This is a genomic window from Photobacterium rosenbergii (genome assembly GCF_003026455.1).
In the GTDB taxonomy this organism is placed as follows: domain Bacteria; phylum Pseudomonadota; class Gammaproteobacteria; order Enterobacterales; family Vibrionaceae; genus Photobacterium; species Photobacterium rosenbergii.
Window position 1 is genome coordinate 214,350 of sequence record NZ_PYMB01000005.1, and the last position, 16,319, is coordinate 230,668.

The 16,319-nt window shown below is 50.1% G+C and carries 13 protein-coding genes; 6 read left to right on the forward strand and 7 right to left on the reverse strand.

Annotation, left to right across the window (positions count from 1 at the left end; translation table 11 throughout):
* Positions 1 to 32: 32 nt before the first annotated feature.
* The 3 genes from C9J01_RS14455 to C9J01_RS14465 all read left to right on the forward strand — a co-directional run bounded on the left by C9J01_RS14455 (position 33) and on the right by C9J01_RS14465 (position 4,379).
* Positions 33 to 2,687 carry a glycoside hydrolase family 38 N-terminal domain-containing protein gene (locus C9J01_RS14455; RefSeq protein WP_107298856.1) on the forward strand — a complete coding sequence of 885 codons (2,655 nt, stop codon included), beginning with the start codon at positions 33 to 35 and terminating at the stop codon, positions 2,685 to 2,687.
* 54 nt (positions 2,688 to 2,741) lie between these two features.
* Entirely contained in the window at positions 2,742 to 3,497 is a 756-nt protein-coding gene (locus tag C9J01_RS14460) for a sulfite exporter TauE/SafE family protein (RefSeq protein ID WP_107298883.1), read from the forward strand.
* Between the two features lie 99 nt (positions 3,498 to 3,596).
* Complete coding sequence (locus tag C9J01_RS14465) at positions 3,597 to 4,379, forward strand: hydratase (protein ID WP_107298857.1); 783 nt, start codon at positions 3,597 to 3,599, stop codon at positions 4,377 to 4,379.
* Positions 4,380 to 4,446: 67 nt separating this feature from the next.
* Here C9J01_RS14465 and C9J01_RS14470 read toward each other — a convergent pair whose 3' ends face one another.
* Positions 4,447 to 6,369 carry a PTS fructose transporter subunit IIABC gene (locus C9J01_RS14470; protein WP_107298858.1) on the reverse strand — a complete coding sequence of 641 codons (1,923 nt, stop codon included), beginning with the start codon at positions 6,367 to 6,369 and terminating at the stop codon, positions 4,447 to 4,449.
* A gap of 75 nt (positions 6,370 to 6,444) precedes the next feature.
* Positions 6,445 to 8,214, reverse strand: coding sequence for a class I mannose-6-phosphate isomerase (locus C9J01_RS14475; RefSeq protein WP_107298859.1), 1,770 nt, complete (start codon positions 8,212 to 8,214; stop codon positions 6,445 to 6,447).
* Positions 8,215 to 8,409: 195 nt separating this feature from the next.
* Here C9J01_RS14475 and C9J01_RS14480 point away from each other — a divergent pair, with 195 nt between their 5' ends.
* Both C9J01_RS14480 and C9J01_RS14485 read left to right on the forward strand, forming a co-directional pair.
* Positions 8,410 to 9,429, forward strand: coding sequence for a LacI family DNA-binding transcriptional regulator (locus C9J01_RS14480; RefSeq protein ID WP_107298860.1), 1,020 nt, complete (start codon positions 8,410 to 8,412; stop codon positions 9,427 to 9,429).
* Positions 9,430 to 9,528: 99 nt separating this feature from the next.
* The gene (locus tag C9J01_RS14485; protein WP_107298861.1) at positions 9,529 to 10,389 is read left to right on the forward strand and encodes a D-hexose-6-phosphate mutarotase; all 861 of its coding nucleotides are present in this window, start codon (positions 9,529 to 9,531) and stop codon (positions 10,387 to 10,389) included.
* A gap of 72 nt (positions 10,390 to 10,461) precedes the next feature.
* Here the strand turns inward: C9J01_RS14485 and C9J01_RS14490 are convergent, their stop codons facing one another.
* The 5 genes from C9J01_RS14490 to C9J01_RS14510 all read right to left on the reverse strand — a co-directional run bounded on the left by C9J01_RS14490 (position 10,462) and on the right by C9J01_RS14510 (position 15,645).
* Positions 10,462 to 10,962 carry a hypothetical protein gene (locus C9J01_RS14490; protein ID WP_158264550.1) on the reverse strand — a complete coding sequence of 167 codons (501 nt, stop codon included), beginning with the start codon at positions 10,960 to 10,962 and terminating at the stop codon, positions 10,462 to 10,464.
* Positions 10,963 to 10,971: 9 nt separating this feature from the next.
* A complete protein-coding gene (locus C9J01_RS14495; RefSeq protein WP_107298863.1) occupies positions 10,972 to 12,006 on the reverse strand; it encodes a DUF2235 domain-containing protein in 1,035 nt (344 codons plus the stop codon).
* A 320-nt stretch (positions 12,007 to 12,326) separates the two neighbouring features.
* Positions 12,327 to 13,427, reverse strand: coding sequence for an alkene reductase (locus C9J01_RS14500; protein ID WP_107298864.1), 1,101 nt, complete (start codon positions 13,425 to 13,427; stop codon positions 12,327 to 12,329).
* Positions 13,428 to 13,447: 20 nt separating this feature from the next.
* Positions 13,448 to 14,566 (reverse strand): alkene reductase, encoded by a 1,119-nt coding sequence (locus C9J01_RS14505; RefSeq protein ID WP_107298865.1) that lies wholly within the window; start codon positions 14,564 to 14,566, stop codon positions 13,448 to 13,450.
* 113 nt (positions 14,567 to 14,679) lie between these two features.
* The gene (locus C9J01_RS14510; RefSeq protein ID WP_237156976.1) at positions 14,680 to 15,645 is read right to left on the reverse strand and encodes a GlxA family transcriptional regulator; all 966 of its coding nucleotides are present in this window, start codon (positions 15,643 to 15,645) and stop codon (positions 14,680 to 14,682) included.
* 141 nt (positions 15,646 to 15,786) lie between these two features.
* Between C9J01_RS14510 and C9J01_RS14515 the strand changes: the two genes are divergently transcribed.
* Entirely contained in the window at positions 15,787 to 16,305 is a 519-nt protein-coding gene (locus tag C9J01_RS14515) for a cysteine hydrolase family protein (protein ID WP_107298866.1), read from the forward strand.
* Positions 16,306 to 16,319 lie beyond the last annotated feature (14 nt).

Sequence of the window (16,319 nt, forward strand, 5' to 3'; positions counted from 1 at the left end):
GGACGGACACCGCTTTACTGAGGAAAAATAAGATGTCTGATAAAAAAATCGCTAACGTTGTAATGCAAACACACTGGGACAACGAATGGTACTTCACAGACCGTGAGGCACAGGTCCAACTGACCTACAACGTGCGTGAAATCCTATCCATGCTGGAACGCGGCGAGATGAAATATTTCCTGTTCGACGGCCAGACTGCAGCTATCCAGGATTACCTCGATGTCTGCCCGGAAGACCGCAGCCGCATCGTCAAGCTGGTTGAGGAAGGCAAACTGTTTATCGGTCCTTGGCATACCCAAGCCGAGACATTTGCGGTTTCAGGCGAATCGATGATCAACAACCTGATCTACGGGATTGAATATGCCGACCAGCTTGGTGGCTCATCCTACGTATCATACCTGCCGGACAGCTTTGGCCACCCGACAGATTTCCCTAAAATCTTCAACGGCCTGAATATCGAAAACCTATCGATCCGCCGCGGCATGGGTGACAAGCACAATGTCCCAACCGAATTCTGGTGGGAAAGCAACGACGGCTCTAAGATCATGACCAACGTGCTGATCGACGGCTACCACTGGGCAGTAGACCCTTACTTCGAAGGTGACTTGCTGACACGTAACATCCGCCCTGAGTGCACCACCAACGACATGACCTCACTGGAGCTTGCGGCCCACAAAGCGCCAACCAAGAACTTCCTGCTGCCATTGGGCGAAGATCAGACTCCGGCATTTGCCAACTTCTACGAGCTGCTGGACAAATACAACAAAGAGTCTGACCTGTACGAGTTTGTCGAAACCACTTACGACGAGTTCTTTGCCAAGGTACGCGAAGAAGCCGGCGACTCACTGCCGACATATAAAGGCGAGCTACTATGCCCGCAATATTCGCGTATCCACAAGTCCATCAACTCGGTTCGCTACGACGTGAAGCAAATTCATGACAAAGTAGAGCGCCTGATGACTTATACCGTCCAACCGCTAATGGCGATGGCGGACAAAGTTGGCCTGCCATACGAGCGCGGCCTGCTAAAAGAGGTTTGGAACCTGCTTTCCCGAGCCCAGACCCACAGTGTTTGCACCAACACAGACGAAACCAACGAACGTATCTATGTTCGTCTGAAAGAAGCCTATGATCTGGCGCTGACCGCACAAGCCTTCATCGCCCGTAAGCTGGCGGTATCGTCCAAGTACGGTGATAACAGCACGCCTATGGTGGTGGCAAATACCCTACCGACGAAGCGTACACTCACCGACCGTTTCAAGATTTACACCAAGAATGAACACTTCGCGCTGCTCAATGATGGTCAGGAGCTACCATACTCTATCGTTGGCAAAACCCGTCCATACGGCGGCGTTATCCGCGGCGATGAAAACCTGCATGATGAAGAGAAATACTACTTTGTCACCGAAGTGGAAATGACACTTGAAATGAATGGTTTCTCTTATAAAACCATCGAAGTTGATGACTCAAAGGCAGGTTCTGATGTCACCGTGGCCATCAACGAAACCGCCAATGTTATTGAAAACGATGATTACGAAATCACCCTTAGAGGTGGTGAGCTAACGATTGTCAACCGCAAGACAGGGGTAACGTACACCGATGCCATTCGCTTTAGCAATGATTCGGATGCCGGTGACAACTACGACCACAGCCCAATGGAGAATGATTGGGAACTGGATCTTGACCTCAACAACTCGCTGGTCACTATCGAGAAAACGCCAGCGACCCAGACCCTGACGGCCAAAGGCAAGTGGTTGGTACCGGCAAACATGGAAGAGCGCGCGGCACGTATCACAAGCAGCGAGCTTGCGTATGAGCTGTCTCTGTCGCTATGCAATACCTCTGATGTTATTGGCGTTCACATTGAAGTGGATAACAAAGCCCTTAACCACCGCCTACGCATGGTAGTCGATTCCCAGGTCGCCAGTGAGTTCTCTTACGCCGGGACCCAGTTCTCTGAAATCGCCCGTGAAGTGAACCCGCCAGAGCTTAAAACCTGGAAACAAGATGGCTGGTTGGAAGAGCCAACAACCACTGAACCGCTATTGAACACAGTGGCACTGAAAGAAGATGGCAAGTACACCGCAATCTTTACCCAAGGCTGTAAGGAGTACCAGATCGTTGGCGAGAAGTTCGACAAGATTGCCATCACGCTATTTCGCGCATGTGGCCACTTTGGTCTGCCGGATCTATCACGCCGCCCAGGTCGTGCCTCTGGTACACCGAACAAGATCACCGCGACGCCAGATAGCCAACTGCAGAAGCGCCTGACGTTTGACCTTGGTATCGTGACGGGCTCAGATTACAAGTCAAACCTTGTCCGCCAACAGTACGTTGAGTTTGCGACCGATACGGTGTTCTACCACGAGCAGAACCTATGCCGCGCCGGTGAATACAACATCAGCTTCTTTGCCACTAACCCTCTTCGTGAGCAAGTACCTGCTAACTTCAGCCTACTTGAAGTAGAAGCAACCGATGCGGTGTTCTCTACCCTGACCAAGGCGAAAGATAACAATGGTTACCTGCTGCGTATGTATAACTGCGAAGAGCAAGCAATCGAAGCAGGCCAAATCAACACGGTTCATGGTTACCAGCCTCGCGAGTTAACTAACCTGCTGGAGCAAAGCCAGGGCGAAGTCACGCCAACCCTTCGCCAGGGTGAGCTTCGAACTGTCCGTATTGCCTAACCTCCCCGAAATAGTGGCCGGCCTATGCCGGCCACTGCCTGAGTATTCGCTATGTTGATTGATGATCCAATTTTTTACCTCGTTGCCGTGCCAGCCATCCTGGTCTACGGTATCGGCAAAGGGGGCCTGGGCGGTGCCGTCGGCGACGTTGTCGTCCCCTTCATGGCACTCGCAATTTCCCCTTCTTTGGCTGCCTCTATCCTGATGCCGATCTTGATCGTGATGGACATCTTTGCCCTGCGCCACCACCGCCGTAATGTCGACTGGCAGCAAATCAAAGCGATGCTGCCGGGTGGGGTTGCCGGAGTGGTCATTGCAGCCCTGTTCCTGAAACAACTGCCGGAGTACGGGCTGCAAATCCTAATCGGGGCTATTTCGGTGGGCTTTGTCATGCTCTATGTCTTCAAACGCAGCGCGACCGAGCACCAATGCGGCCGCTTTGGCGCCAGTGTCTGGTGTGGGCTGGGCGGCTTTACCAGTACCGCTATCCATGCCGGCGGCGGGCCAGTAAGTATTTACTTACTTCCGCAGAAGCTGGATAAACTCAAGCTTATCGGCACTATCGTCTGGTTCTTTGCCATTATCAATTTCCTCAAGCTGGGTGCATATACCTATCTGGGTGGAATGAGCATTGATAACTTGATAACCGCTGCAGTGCTAATGCCGCTGGCACCTATCGGGGTCCGTATCGGTGTCTACCTGCTGCACCGGGTCAGCCAAGATTTGATTTACCGCCTGTGTTACTTGTTCTTGTTTATTTCCGGGTTCAAGCTGCTGCTTGATGGCATCAGCCAAGCGGTGGGAGGATAAGACCGCCAACCCCCTATTGACCTTCGCCGTGCTGATTTCACTACCCCAGCCCGGAAAATCCCGATATGATTGAGGGATTAAGCCCAAAGGTAATACAATATGACCAAAAAGAACTTTGCATTGGCAGCAACCGAGCTGCTCAACCGCCGCGTAGCCGGCACCAAAGCGGCACGCCTTGACGAGCAGCAGCGTCCGGCCAACGTCGATGATGCGCTGGAGATCCATGCAGCAATGATTGACCAGCACAGTGACAAGGTCGGTGGGTGGAAGTGCCTACTACCACTTTCAGACGACAAGTTTGTAGTGGCACCTATCTTTGCCGACACGATTCAAACTGGTGCCGATCTGCAAGGTAACAGTTGTGCACTTTTCGCCGACAACAATGTCGTTCGCATCGAGCCGGAAATTGCCTTTGTCCTGAACAAGGATCTCCCTGCGAATCCTGAAGGTTACAGCGAAGCACAAATCAATGATGCAATTGGCCCATGTCATATGGCACTGGAGTTGATGCAGGCACGCTTTGCCGACGACAGCGGCGCCGAGTTCTTCGAGAAACTGGCAGACTGCCTGGTCAACCAAGGGATGTTTATTGGCCCGGAAATCGATCGTGAAAAAGCGTTCGCAGCAGCCAAGATAGATATCAGCGTGAGCCAAGGTGAGCAAGTACAAACGTTCGCGGGCGAACACCCGAACTCACTTGCGCAAAACCCAGTGTACTGGTTGATCAACTACATGACCCGCCGTGGCATGCATTTCGCGGCAGGTGAAGCCATTATCACCGGTTCATACTGCGGTATTGTTGAAGTCGAGTTTGATAAGCCAACGACCATCAAATACGACGGCATTGGTGAGTACCAAGTAACTTTCCAAGAGAAAGCCTAAAACGTAAAAGCGGGAGCACTAGGCTCCCGCATACTATGAAGGGTATTGGCTGATTTGATAGTAGGTATTAACTTACCTGAAGCTCAGCCGCTTGTGACTTTACCAAACGGTATTTCTTCAGGGTTACCGTAATCAAGCAAGTTACAACAGCACCGACGATCATACACATTACAGCGATAACCGGCTTGTTCATCGCACCTAGCAGCGCCACAATCGGGCCACCGTGGGCAACGGTGTTGGTAATGCCGAACAGGAACGCCATTACACAAGCCACCATACTACCAATGACATTGGCTGGGATAACAGTCAGTGGGTCACGGACGGCAAACGGGATAGCCCCCTCACCGATACCAACAAAGCCCATTGCCCCAGCGGCTTTACCCGCTTCGATTTCGGTCGGGTCAAACAGCCCCATCTTGCGGCCAATAACAGTAGACATCCACATCGCCAACGGCGGAACCGGGAAGGCACAGGCCAAGGCGCCCATAAATTGGGTCTGGCCGCTGGCAATCATGCCGACACCGAACAGGAAGGCCACCTTGTTGACCGGGCCACCCATATCAAAACCGGACATGGCACCGAGGATCATTCCAAGGATAATGATATTGCCACCGCTCATGTTCACCAGCATTGCATTCATCGAGTCGATCATCCCCGCCACCGGCGCGCCGATAAGGGTAATGAAAATCACCGCGATGAAGAATGTACCGGATAATGGCGCAATGATAATTGGAACCAGCGGCTGCATCACTTTCGGGTAATTCAAGCTGGTGACCCAGCGAATGAAATAACCCACCAGCAAGCCGGCAATAATGGCACCAATAAAGCCAGTCCCGACTTCCGAACCGTAGAACGAACCGTTGTTGGCAATCCAGCCACCAATGAGGCCCGGAGCCAAGGCAGGACGGTCACCCACGGCATAGGCAATGTAGCCGGCCAGAATTGGGATCATCAGGGTGAATGCTACGACACCGACATCCAATACCGGCTGCCAGAAACTGCCTTCGGGGATCTGCATGCCCTGTTCGGTTGGCACACCACCAATCGCCAGGGACAGGGCAATCAGCAAACCACCGGTTACCACGAACGGGATCATGTAGGACACGCCGTTCATCAGATAGGTGTAAAGCGCCGAGGTCGCCTTGGTTTTCTGCGCCGGGGCCTGATCACCCTCACCGCCCGCCTGGGCTTGGTAAGCTGGTGCCTGCAGCGCATTCTCAATCATCTGCTTACCGCGTTTGATCGGCTCTTTGACACCGCTCTTGATTAGTTTTTTACCGGCAAACCGGTTCATGTCTACCTGCTTGTCACAGGCCACGATGATGGCATCGGCACGGGCAATCTCTTCGGCACTCGGGCTGTTCTTGACCCCTATCGAACCATTGGTTTCGACCTTGATTTCATAACCCAGCTCAGCTGCTGCTTTTTCCAATGATTCAGCGGCAAGGTAGGTATGGGCAACCCCGGCAGGACAACCAGTGACACCAATCAAAAAACCTTTATTGGCAACTTCAGCTGCTGACTCTTGCGCAACATCCGCCGGTTTCTCTTCAAGCAGCAAAACCAGCGCTTCCTTAGCGGTTTTGGCTGCCAGCAAAGCATCGACAAACCCGTCTTCGATCAACTTGCTAGATAACTCGGCCAATACCTCGATATGGTGGTCAGCACCGCCATCAGGGGAAGCAATCATGAAAAACAGCTTGGATGGCAAACCGTCTTCCGAACCGTAATCAATGCCTTCGCGGCAGATACCAATCGCAACAGCAGGCTCAACTACCGCCTTACTTTTGGCATGGGGGATCGCAATACCGTCTTCAAACCCTGTGCTGCCCTGGGCTTCACGGGCTTGAAGATCAGCAACAAACTGGGCCTTGTCGCTAATTTTTCCCTCGCGTAACAGGAACTCGGATAAGGTATCAAACACGTCGTCTTTGCTTGTGACCTTCAAATCGAGGCACATCAAATTCTCATTAATAAGAGATGTAATCATGGCAAACTCTCTTTTGTTGTAATGAGCGGCCCTGCCAGCAGGGCCACTTAACTGTAGGAACAGATAAATTCAGGGTTAGTTGCGCACGTAAGCCTTGATGGTGGCAATTTCCTGGCCTTCGCTTTCGCCGTACGGGCGGATAACGAACTCGTCAACCGATGCTGGAATGACGAAGGTTTCCGCGTAGTGCACCACATAAGGTTCGAAGGCACCGGTCGGACTCTCGACAATCGCCTCACGGCCTTCAATCAGGTTGAGGACATTGACGTTACCGCCGGTATAGTGGGTCACAGCCTTGCTGAACCAGTGGCGGCGGGTTTCGATAAACTCTCGCTCATGCAAACCGGTTCGCTCTTCGCGCCAGCCATCGCCCTCGGCAATGAAATCAACACGGTTGACCAAGTTCTCTTCAGTCCAATCGGTATCGCGGTCCCACTGGATCACTTCCTTACCATGCTCAAGGTGAACCGGGCGTGGCAAACCATCCATTCCCAGGCGATCCCAATCCCACAGCTTAAAGGTAAAGATATACGGCGTTGCACTGATTTCCAGTACCATCGCATTGCTGCCGGAGCAGTGGATTGTCCCTGCCGGGATCAAGAAGTGGTCGTGTTTCTTGGCTGGGAACTTATTGATAAAGCGTTCGTCATCAAACGATTTTTCACCGCGCTGCGCAGCCTGTAGATCGGCCATCATCGCATCCGGGTCGACATCGTTCTTCACGCCGAGGTAAACCGTTGCATCATCACCGGCATCAAGCATGTAGTAGCTCTCGTCCTGGGTGTAGTGCATGCCAAATTCCTGCTGGATGTACTCGGTCAGCGGGTGGACCTGCAAGCTGAGGTTCTGTCCTTGCATGGTATCTAAGAAGTCGAAGCGGATCGGGAACTCAGCACCGAAACGGGCATGGACCTCTTCACCCAGCAGGGCACGGGGCTGCAGCATCACCAAATCCTGTGACGGGATTTCGACGCGGATACCATCCACCATCAAATAAAGGCTGTTCTCTTCCGGCACACAGTCAAAACACCACGCGTAATTTGGTTTGTCCGGATCAAGGTCGCACACTTCCTTCATCCACTGGCCACCCCATACGCCTGGGTCAAAGAAAGGCACAAGACGGAAAGGTTGGTTTGTGGCCTGCTCAAGGCCGGCGCGGAACGCATCACCACTGATCAGCTTCGGAGTATCGGCTACATTGGTATCAAGCAGGAAATCAGTACGCTTTAACAGCGGCGTCTTGTAGCGGTCGAAGACACGCCACTCGATGAAGAATGCACGCTTGTATCGGCGCAGGACATCTTCGTCATTGTTCTCGACACCCCAGTTGCCAATTTCGCCACGGCGGTAGCGCTGCTGGATTTCCCAACGGGCCAGATCTGCATAGACATGGACATCGCCATCGTGGATCAACGAGGCACCCGGGCCATAAACCACCACCAGCTTCGATTGGCTCTCATGAACATTGCGCTTGAGGGCATAAACCTGCTCATCATCAAAGAACTCAACCAGTTTGTGAGGGGCAATCACACCGAACACCCTGTCATCGGTGATATGGCGCTCGATCATGGCGAAGATTTTCTCTTCCGGGTATTTCGCCTGCTCAGAGCACAACAGCAAAGCCTGGGGGAATGCCGCTGTCAGAGCCTGTTCCAAATCGTTTAGGTTAACGCCAGGGTAACAGTCGACAACCAGTACGGTTTTGTCTTGGCCCAAAGCGTGGATCTTGCTGTCGACCGCATCAAACAGGTTATCCCAGCCCTGCCAGCTCTGGCCGGCAAAACCTGCCACATCGATATGGGGGAATTTATCGTAGTTTGCTTTTTGGTTGTTCAAGTAGCTCATGATTGCACCTCATCAATTCGTTGAGGTGAAGATATATCGATTAACCACTATCCAGCAATTTGGTTAATGTGTTTAACCACTCAGTTATGGTTTAAACGATTAACCTTAGCTTTTTGACGTGATTAATGTCACAAAAAGGTCGCTTTTCAATCATTATTATTAGATTAAACGATTAACCTTAGGTTTAAATCCAATATGGCTACCATTGTTGATGTTGCCAAGCACTGTGGTGTCTCCACCGCTACCGTGTCTATGGTACTGAGAGATAAAGGAAGAATTTCCGACAAGACCCGCCAGCGTGTGCTGCAGGCGATTGATGAGCTGGGCTATGTCTACAACCAAACCGCCGCCAACCTGCGTAACCAGCACAGTAACCAGATCGGCCTGCTGCTCAATGATATTACCAACCCGTTCTACAGCGAGATGACAGCCGGACTCAGCCAGGAGATGGAAGACAACGACCTGATGCTGTTTTTGGCCAACAGCGAAGATGCCGTTGCGCGGCAGAAGAAATTTATCGAGTCCCTGCTGAGCCAGAAAGCCGGCGGGCTGGTGCTGTGCCCGGCCAAAGGGACAGATCAGCAGTTCCTTGCCACCCTCAAACGGCGCCAACTGCCGGTGATCCTGGCAGTAAGGGATATTGAAGGCACCGACTATGACTATGTCGGTACCGATAACTTTTACGGTGGGCAACTGGTCACCCAGCACCTGCTTGATCTCGGCCACCGCAACATCGCCTTTATCGGCGGTGACAAAGCGTCGAAAAACCGGGCCAGCCGGATGGGCGGCTACATGAGCAAGCTGATCGAGCATAACATCACCCCGCAACTGGGCTGGATGGCCACCTGCCCGGCAACCCGCAATGGCGGCGCTGCGGCAATGGCAACCCTGCTCAAGCATCATCCGGAAGTTACTGCGGTAGTGTGCTACCACGATATTGTCGCCTTCGGGGCGATCCGTACCTTGCGCCAGCATCAACTCGAACCAGGCAAGGATATTGCCATTACCGGTTTTGACGATGTCCCGGAAGCTGCCGATACCTATCCGGCCCTGACCACTATTTCTGTCTCGGCGAGGGAGATTGGCCGCCGTGCCGGTGAAGCGCTGCTAGAACGTATCCGTGGCAATACCGAACCCCAAAAGCGGATCATCATTCCGCCGAAGCTGATGATCCGCCAGTCCTGCGGCAGCGCTGATCCCAAAGACAATAGCTAGAGCACGATTTCCGGAACGATGATCAAGCGATGATCCCAAGACAGCCTTGATCATCGTTCCACTGTTTTCGATCAAATCCAATCAAGAGAGTCCTATTCCATGAACACCATTCGCCCTGATAATAGCCACCTTGGTAGCATTCAGGATGTGCCTGTTATCCATGTCCGCCATCCCAAAGCAACTGCCGATATCTCACTGTTTGGTGGCCAGGTGCTGCGCTTCCAACCGACCCACTCCCACCAAAGGTTATGGCTGGGTGAAAGGGCAATATTCAACCACCGCACAGCTATACGCGGTGGTATCCCGCTATGTTGGCCATGGTTTGGCAACCACAAGCCAGGCCCCGACCCACTTTCGCAACCCGCCCATGGGTTTGCCCGCCAATCGCTTTGGGATCTGGATCACAGCGAAAGCGATGAGCAGGAGGCCCGGCTGCGGTTGTCACTCAGCGCCAACGAGCATACGTTATCGCTTTGGCCACACCACTTTGAGCTGCAGCTAGACATCATAATCGGCGAATCCCTGACATTGGTGCTGACCAGCAAAAACACCGGCGCCAAACCTTGGTCGTTCACCGGTGCTTTCCATAGCTACTTTGCCACTGACGATATCCGCCAAAGCGAGCTAACAGGCCTAGGCCGGCCATATCTCGACAGTGTTGATAACGGTAGTCCCTGCAATGGAAATGGCACACTGGCCTTTGCCAAGGCGCTGGATCATGTTTATACCGCCCCAGAAACAAACTGTGTCCTTTCATTGCCACAAGGTACAACGCAGATAGCTGCAACCGGCCATGACAGCTTAGTGACCTGGTCGCCTTGGCGGGAGGGAGCTGTGGCAATGGCAGATTTGGCAGACGATGACTACCTCAGAGTGTTCTGCGTTGAACCGGCAGTATTCCAGCAACCCGTTTGTTTACAGCCGGGCGAGGAGCATGTGCTGAGAATGACCATCAGCTAATTAGGCAACAAGAAAAAAAAGGCTCCGAATCAGGAGCCGTATATAAGAAAATTGTATAAGCAAAAGACATTGTTAGTAACGACTCGTTGTAGCACCATCATCATTAATTAGCTGCATATTTGAAAAATAATTTATAACCCTATTCACAACAAAAAGTGCAAAGATAAAAATAAGCAGAACGAAAAACCTATTAGCACTAGTTGATAGGACATCGGTCATTATAATTCTCATATCATCATTAACCAAACCATTTAATTTATTATGAATTAAAGATACCGAATTATATTTTAACATTAAAAAAGAACAAATTAACACATAGACAAGAAAGAATGTAACCTTTATCCCTTTTAAAAGAAACTTATCACCCTTATTCTGATAAGCATATCCTAAAAGGGTAAATGTTATTGTTAAAAACACCCCCCATATCAAATCAATATCACTTGATAACCTTTCTGACATTTTAATAAGCAAATCAACAGATGAATTCACCTGACCCGAACTACTTATTACTACGTCACTTAAGCAATTTCCATTTTCACCCATCATAAGTCCTTTATATAAAATCTCAAACATCTTTATATTTTAATATTCAATGCTTATTTTATCCCACCCAACAATATCAACCATATCTTTCAACTTTGAAGGACGATATGAACTATCATTTAAGTATCTTTCCTTTACTGATATATGTATTCTTAAATCTACATCATCAGTAAATAGCTCTCGGTCTAGTTTCTTCTTAACCCGATATACATGCTTCCTAGATTTATGTAGTTTTGCTTTTACATTGAATTTAAGATTATCTCTTATATGCGACTCAAGAATGAGACCTGCTGATTCGGCTTCTCTAAGCATCCATTCCAATGGTGCATCTGACGCCATATACCCTAATTTATCAGGAGGATATGAACCTCCCACATCACGATGCACTCCAGAAAACCAAACTTGCTTAATATCTATCTTATTTTTTTGCTGCCAAATTGTTGGAGTAAAATCTATCCGCTTCTCATCAATAGCTAAAGCATGACGTGCAATACTTATATTATTTCCCATTTTTGTATCATAAAACTCATCATCACTATCGAACAAGCCCATCAAACTAAATGGAATACCTAACGAACCAACGGTATCCCAAACACCAATAAAATGGACATCTCTTTTTTTATGACTATATTTATCCCGAAAATCTTTAGCTATTATCCCGTCAGGATGTTTATCTTTATGCTCATTTTTATATAGTCCAAATGCCTCTGTAACAAGGTTTGCATGTTCTCTTCGTAATATCCCACAATTATTAATCAAACCACTTAAAGCCCTAACTGTATAAGCACCTCTACTAAAGCCGAATAAGTATATTCTATCTCCGTCTTTATAGTTTTGAACTATGTAGCGATAACAGTCCATTATATTTTTTTGAATTCCGCTTCCTGTAATTCCAGCTATCATATTGTTATAATACGAACCAATACCCCAGTCATAGAAAACATGTTGTTTTATATTTTCATCTAACGGTGAAATAGCCCTTGCTAATTTTAGCACATTAGTTGGGTATTCTTTTTTTATATCTTTTTCTGGTTTATTCCATGTACCATCTGCACAAATAATTAAGTTTGCCATATGAATTCCCTATCATTAAATAACAAAAAACACCAACCCTATTTGTTTATAAATTACACTCCATTAAATATTTTATCTTTTGATAAGATCAAGAATTAAGCCTTACCTTTGTTAACATTTTTCGAAGTATGACTTTAATAATGATTTCATGTAATTGAAATGTATATAAATTAAATTTCTGCTTCTAGTTTTTGAGTTATTTCAAATTTTATAACTATAGCCATACACAAAAACGGCTCCATCTCTGGAGCCGTTTTTAATTTATTTTCGAACAACTTAAGCGCTGAATTTTAGCTAAATCTCTATCAGAGATAGCTAAGTTACGCTTCGGTATGCAGGTACTCCGGGTAGTCGATGTAACCCTTGTCATTGCCTCCATAAAGGGTCAGACGGGCATCGGCATCGAACTCGGTAAGCGGCCAGTCATTTTTGAAGCGCTGTACCAGATCTGGGTTGGTCACATATGGCGTACCGAAAGCCACCAAGTCAGCATATTGCTTATCAAGCAGTTGCTGAGCCGTTTCCTTGGTCAGCTTGCCCGCTACCATAATTGGGTTCGGGTACACTTCCCGCACTTGCTGGCGGAAAGATTCCGGCGCTTCGACGTAGCGCGAAATATTTTCCGAGAAGTGGACATAAGCCAGGTTCATCGGTGCCAGTTTTGCCAATGCTTTAAGCGTCAGCTGAATAATCTCAGGATCTTCTTCGGCATAACCTTCAATCACGTGCGGTGACACACGGATAGCCACTTTGTCACTGCCGATTTCTTTGGCAACCGCTTCAACGGTTTCTAGCATGAAACGCATGCGGTTTTCCTGGCAACCTCCATACTGGTCTGTACGCTGGTTGCTTGCCATTCGCATGAACTGGTCAATCAGGTACCCGTGGGCAGCGTGGATCTCAACACCATCAAAGCCCGCTTCCATCGCATTTTTAGCCGCTTGGACAAAATCAGCAATAGTGTCTTGGATATCCTGCTCGCTCAAAGCGCGTGGCATACCGGTTTCCACCATGCCAAAGCCGCCTTCAGGCAATGGGCCAAACACCTGATCGGGATCTTTTACCGCCGATGCCGATACCGGTTGCTCACCGGCGATAGTTTCATGGCTGCGGCGGCCTACGTGCCAAAGCTGGATAAAGACTTTACTGCCTGCGCTGTGTACAGCCTCAGTGACTTTTTTCCAACCGTCGATGTGGGCTTGGGTATAGATGCCCGGCGTCATCGAATAACCACGGCCAACCGCAGAGATTGGCGCACCTTCAGTGATAATCAAACCGGCATTGGCACGCTGCTTGTAATAGGTTGCCATCATGTCGTTTGGCACATCACCCGGCTGCGAGGTACGTGAACGGGTCATTGGCGCCATAGCAATACGGTTTTCAAACGACTGCTGACCGTAATTAAATGATTCAAATAGCATTGTTTCTCTCCAGCTAAAACTTAAACACACTCTGGGCTGGTTTCAGCCTGGTAAGTTGGGTAATCGATCAAACCTTTTTCAGCCCCGCCAAACAGGGTCTCTGGATCATGCGCAGCCAGTGGGTAACCGTTTTCAATCCGGGCTGGAAGATCCGGGTTGGCCACAAACGGACGGCCAAAGCCAATCATGTCTGCCAAACCTTCGCCAATGGCTTGCTCGGCTTTGTCGCCATCGTAGCGGCCAGCGTAAATCAATACGCCTTGGTAGGCTTTACGCAGCGCCTGCTTGAATGATTTAGGCGTATCTGGCGCGTCATCCCAGTCCACTTCGGCAATGTGCAGGTACACAATATTGTGCTTGTTTAGCAGCGCTGCAGCGGCGGTATAGGTTTCTTGCGGGTTGGCATCAACGGTGCCGTTAAGCGTCGTCAAAGGCGCAAGGCGAACCCCCACACGCTCAGCTCCAATGGCTTCAACCATGGCGGCTACCACTTCATCCAAAAAGCGCAGGCGATTTTCCAGACTGCCACCATAGGCATCGGTGCGGTTATTGGCTTCTGAGTCGATAAATTGGTTGATCAGGTAACCGTTAGCGGCATGCAGCTCGATACCATCGAAGCCGGCTTCTACTGCATTAAGGGCAGCTTGGCGGTACTGCTCAACAACGTCCTTGATCTCTTCTACAGCCATCTCGCGCGGCTCAACCACATCGACAAAACCCGGTGCATCGGTACCGTTGTCGATAAATACCTTGACGTTTTCTGCCTTGATCGCCGATGAAGAAATAGGTTGCTCGCCACCAATATTGTCAGGGTGGGTCACACGGCCGACATGCCATAGCTGGGCAAAGATAGCGCCACCTTCGGCATGGACCGCATCGGTAACTTTTTTCCAGCCAGCGATTTGCTCCGGGGTATAGATACCCGGAGTCCAGGCATAGCCTTTGGCCATCGATGAAATCTGGGTCCCTTCGGAAACAATCAAGCCGGCACTGGCGCGCTGGGCGTAGTAAGTTGCCATCAAATCATTGGCCACATCGCCCGGTTGGCTGGCGCGTGAGCGTGTCATCGGAGGCATGACAATGCGATTTTTCAGGGTAAGGCGGCCGAGTGTCATCGGCTGGAATAGTGACTTGGTCATAACTGCTGCCCTCTCAATTAGGATGCGGGCAGTCTAGCAAGTCATCAGTTTTTCATTGATAGCAAGAATGACAAATAACTTTTGTAGAAAATGAAATAATCAACACGGCCTATTTAAGCTGTGCGATTGGCCACGAAGCGCTTCCTGAATTCGCCAGGGCTTAGCCCCATCACCTTGATAAACACCTTGCGGCATGCACTAACATCTTCATAACCGATCTGGCGGGCAATGGACTCGAAAGGTTCAGCGGTTGTTTCCAGCAGGTCGCAGGCCTTCTGTACCCGCAGGCGCTGGAGGTACTGGGTAGGTTTGAAACCGGTCGCTTTGACAAAACGGCGCAACAAGGTACGTTCGGTCAGGTTGGCCCTGCGCGCTAGGCCGGCAATACTCTGGGTCTGGCTGTAACGTTTATTTAGCTCGTGTTGCAGCGGGACAATAGCCGCGTCCCCATGCTGGTAACTAGGGGCGAACTGCTGGTAGTAGCGTTGCTCGCGAGCGCCGGTATCGACCACCAGCATTTTGCCCACCAACCGCATCAGTGCTGGCGAACCCAGTTGCGAGACAACCTCCAGCCCCAGATCCAGCCATGACATCATCCCTCCGGCGGTGATCACATCGCCCTGGTTGATAAGGATCTTATCCGTCGCCATTTGTAACTCCGGGAACTGCTGGTGCAATGCCTGCGCCAGTCCCCAATGGGTTGTTACCGGCTTACCTGCTAGCAGTCCGGTCCGGGCCAAGATAAATGCCCCGGCACAGGCCGATGCCAAAATACTGCCCTGTTGGTGCTGCTTACCCAGCCATTCAATTAATGCTTGTGGAGGCATAAGGTAATCATCGCCAAGTTGGCTCGGCGGCAATATCACAACTGCATAGCTTGCATCCTTGTTATCCGAGGGGGCCTGATCAGGCATGCTCGGCGTATCAAAGGCTATTAGCTCAGCCTTGAAGGTTACATCTATCCCCTGCTCTTTACTGGCATGGTTCGCCATGGCAAATAGTTCCTCCAAGCCATACACCGCCGAGCGCAGGCTGTTGGGATACTGGACAATGGCGATAGAAATAACATCATAATTCACGGGGAAAGGCTCTTTGTCAGTTTTAACCTTGTTTATGTCATTTTAGACACTGAGAAACACGCAGATCAATCCCTATACTGGCTCCATGTTCATTGTTTAACCCCTTGGTTTAAACCTCACACACGTAACAGGAGTCCGCTAATGTCTCAGAAAGCACTACTTGTAATCGACCTACAAAATGACTATTTCCCAAATGGTAAATTTCCGCTGTGGAATACCGAGCAAACCCTCGCCAATATCAAAACGGCCATTGCAAAAGCCAACCAGCAAAACATCCCGGTGATCCATATCCAGCACCTTGCTGATCCGGCGATGGGCCTTGCGCCATTTTTCAATCAAGGCACCCAAGGTGCTGAGATCCATCCAGAGATCATGGCAGCAGCCCCACAAGGTGAAGTGGTGATCAAACATTTTGCCGATAGCTTCGAGCAGACCAACCTTGAGCAAGTACTGAGCCGCCAAGGTGTCGATGAGTTGCTGGTCTGCGGCATGATGACCCAGAACTGCGTGACCCACACCGCTATCTCCAAAGCCGCAGAGAAGTACAAAGTCTCAATGCTGATGGATTGCTGCACCACGGTCGATGAGATGATCCACAATATTGCTCTACATGCGGTCTCGACCCGAGTTGAGCTGGTGACTAGTAGGCAGGTGTTGTAGCTCGGGGCTCGGGG

Coding starts and splice junctions, on each gene's coding strand:
- C9J01_RS14455 (WP_107298856.1), top strand. CDS start 33: ATGTCTGATAAAAAAATCGCTAACGTTGTAATGCAAACACACTGGGAC.
- C9J01_RS14465 (WP_107298857.1), top strand. CDS start 3,597: ATGACCAAAAAGAACTTTGCATTGGCAGCAACCGAGCTGCTCAACCGC.
- C9J01_RS14470 (WP_107298858.1), bottom strand. CDS start 6,369: ATGATTACATCTCTTATTAATGAGAATTTGATGTGCCTCGATTTGAAG.
- C9J01_RS14475 (WP_107298859.1), bottom strand. CDS start 8,214: ATGAGCTACTTGAACAACCAAAAAGCAAACTACGATAAATTCCCCCAT.
- C9J01_RS14480 (WP_107298860.1), top strand. CDS start 8,410: ATGGCTACCATTGTTGATGTTGCCAAGCACTGTGGTGTCTCCACCGCT.
- C9J01_RS14485 (WP_107298861.1), top strand. CDS start 9,529: ATGAACACCATTCGCCCTGATAATAGCCACCTTGGTAGCATTCAGGAT.
- C9J01_RS14490 (WP_158264550.1), bottom strand. CDS start 10,962: ATGTTTGAGATTTTATATAAAGGACTTATGATGGGTGAAAATGGAAAT.
- C9J01_RS14495 (WP_107298863.1), bottom strand. CDS start 12,006: ATGGCAAACTTAATTATTTGTGCAGATGGTACATGGAATAAACCAGAA.
- C9J01_RS14500 (WP_107298864.1), bottom strand. CDS start 13,427: ATGCTATTTGAATCATTTAATTACGGTCAGCAGTCGTTTGAAAACCGT.
- C9J01_RS14505 (WP_107298865.1), bottom strand. CDS start 14,566: ATGACCAAGTCACTATTCCAGCCGATGACACTCGGCCGCCTTACCCTG.
- C9J01_RS14515 (WP_107298866.1), top strand. CDS start 15,787: ATGTCTCAGAAAGCACTACTTGTAATCGACCTACAAAATGACTATTTC.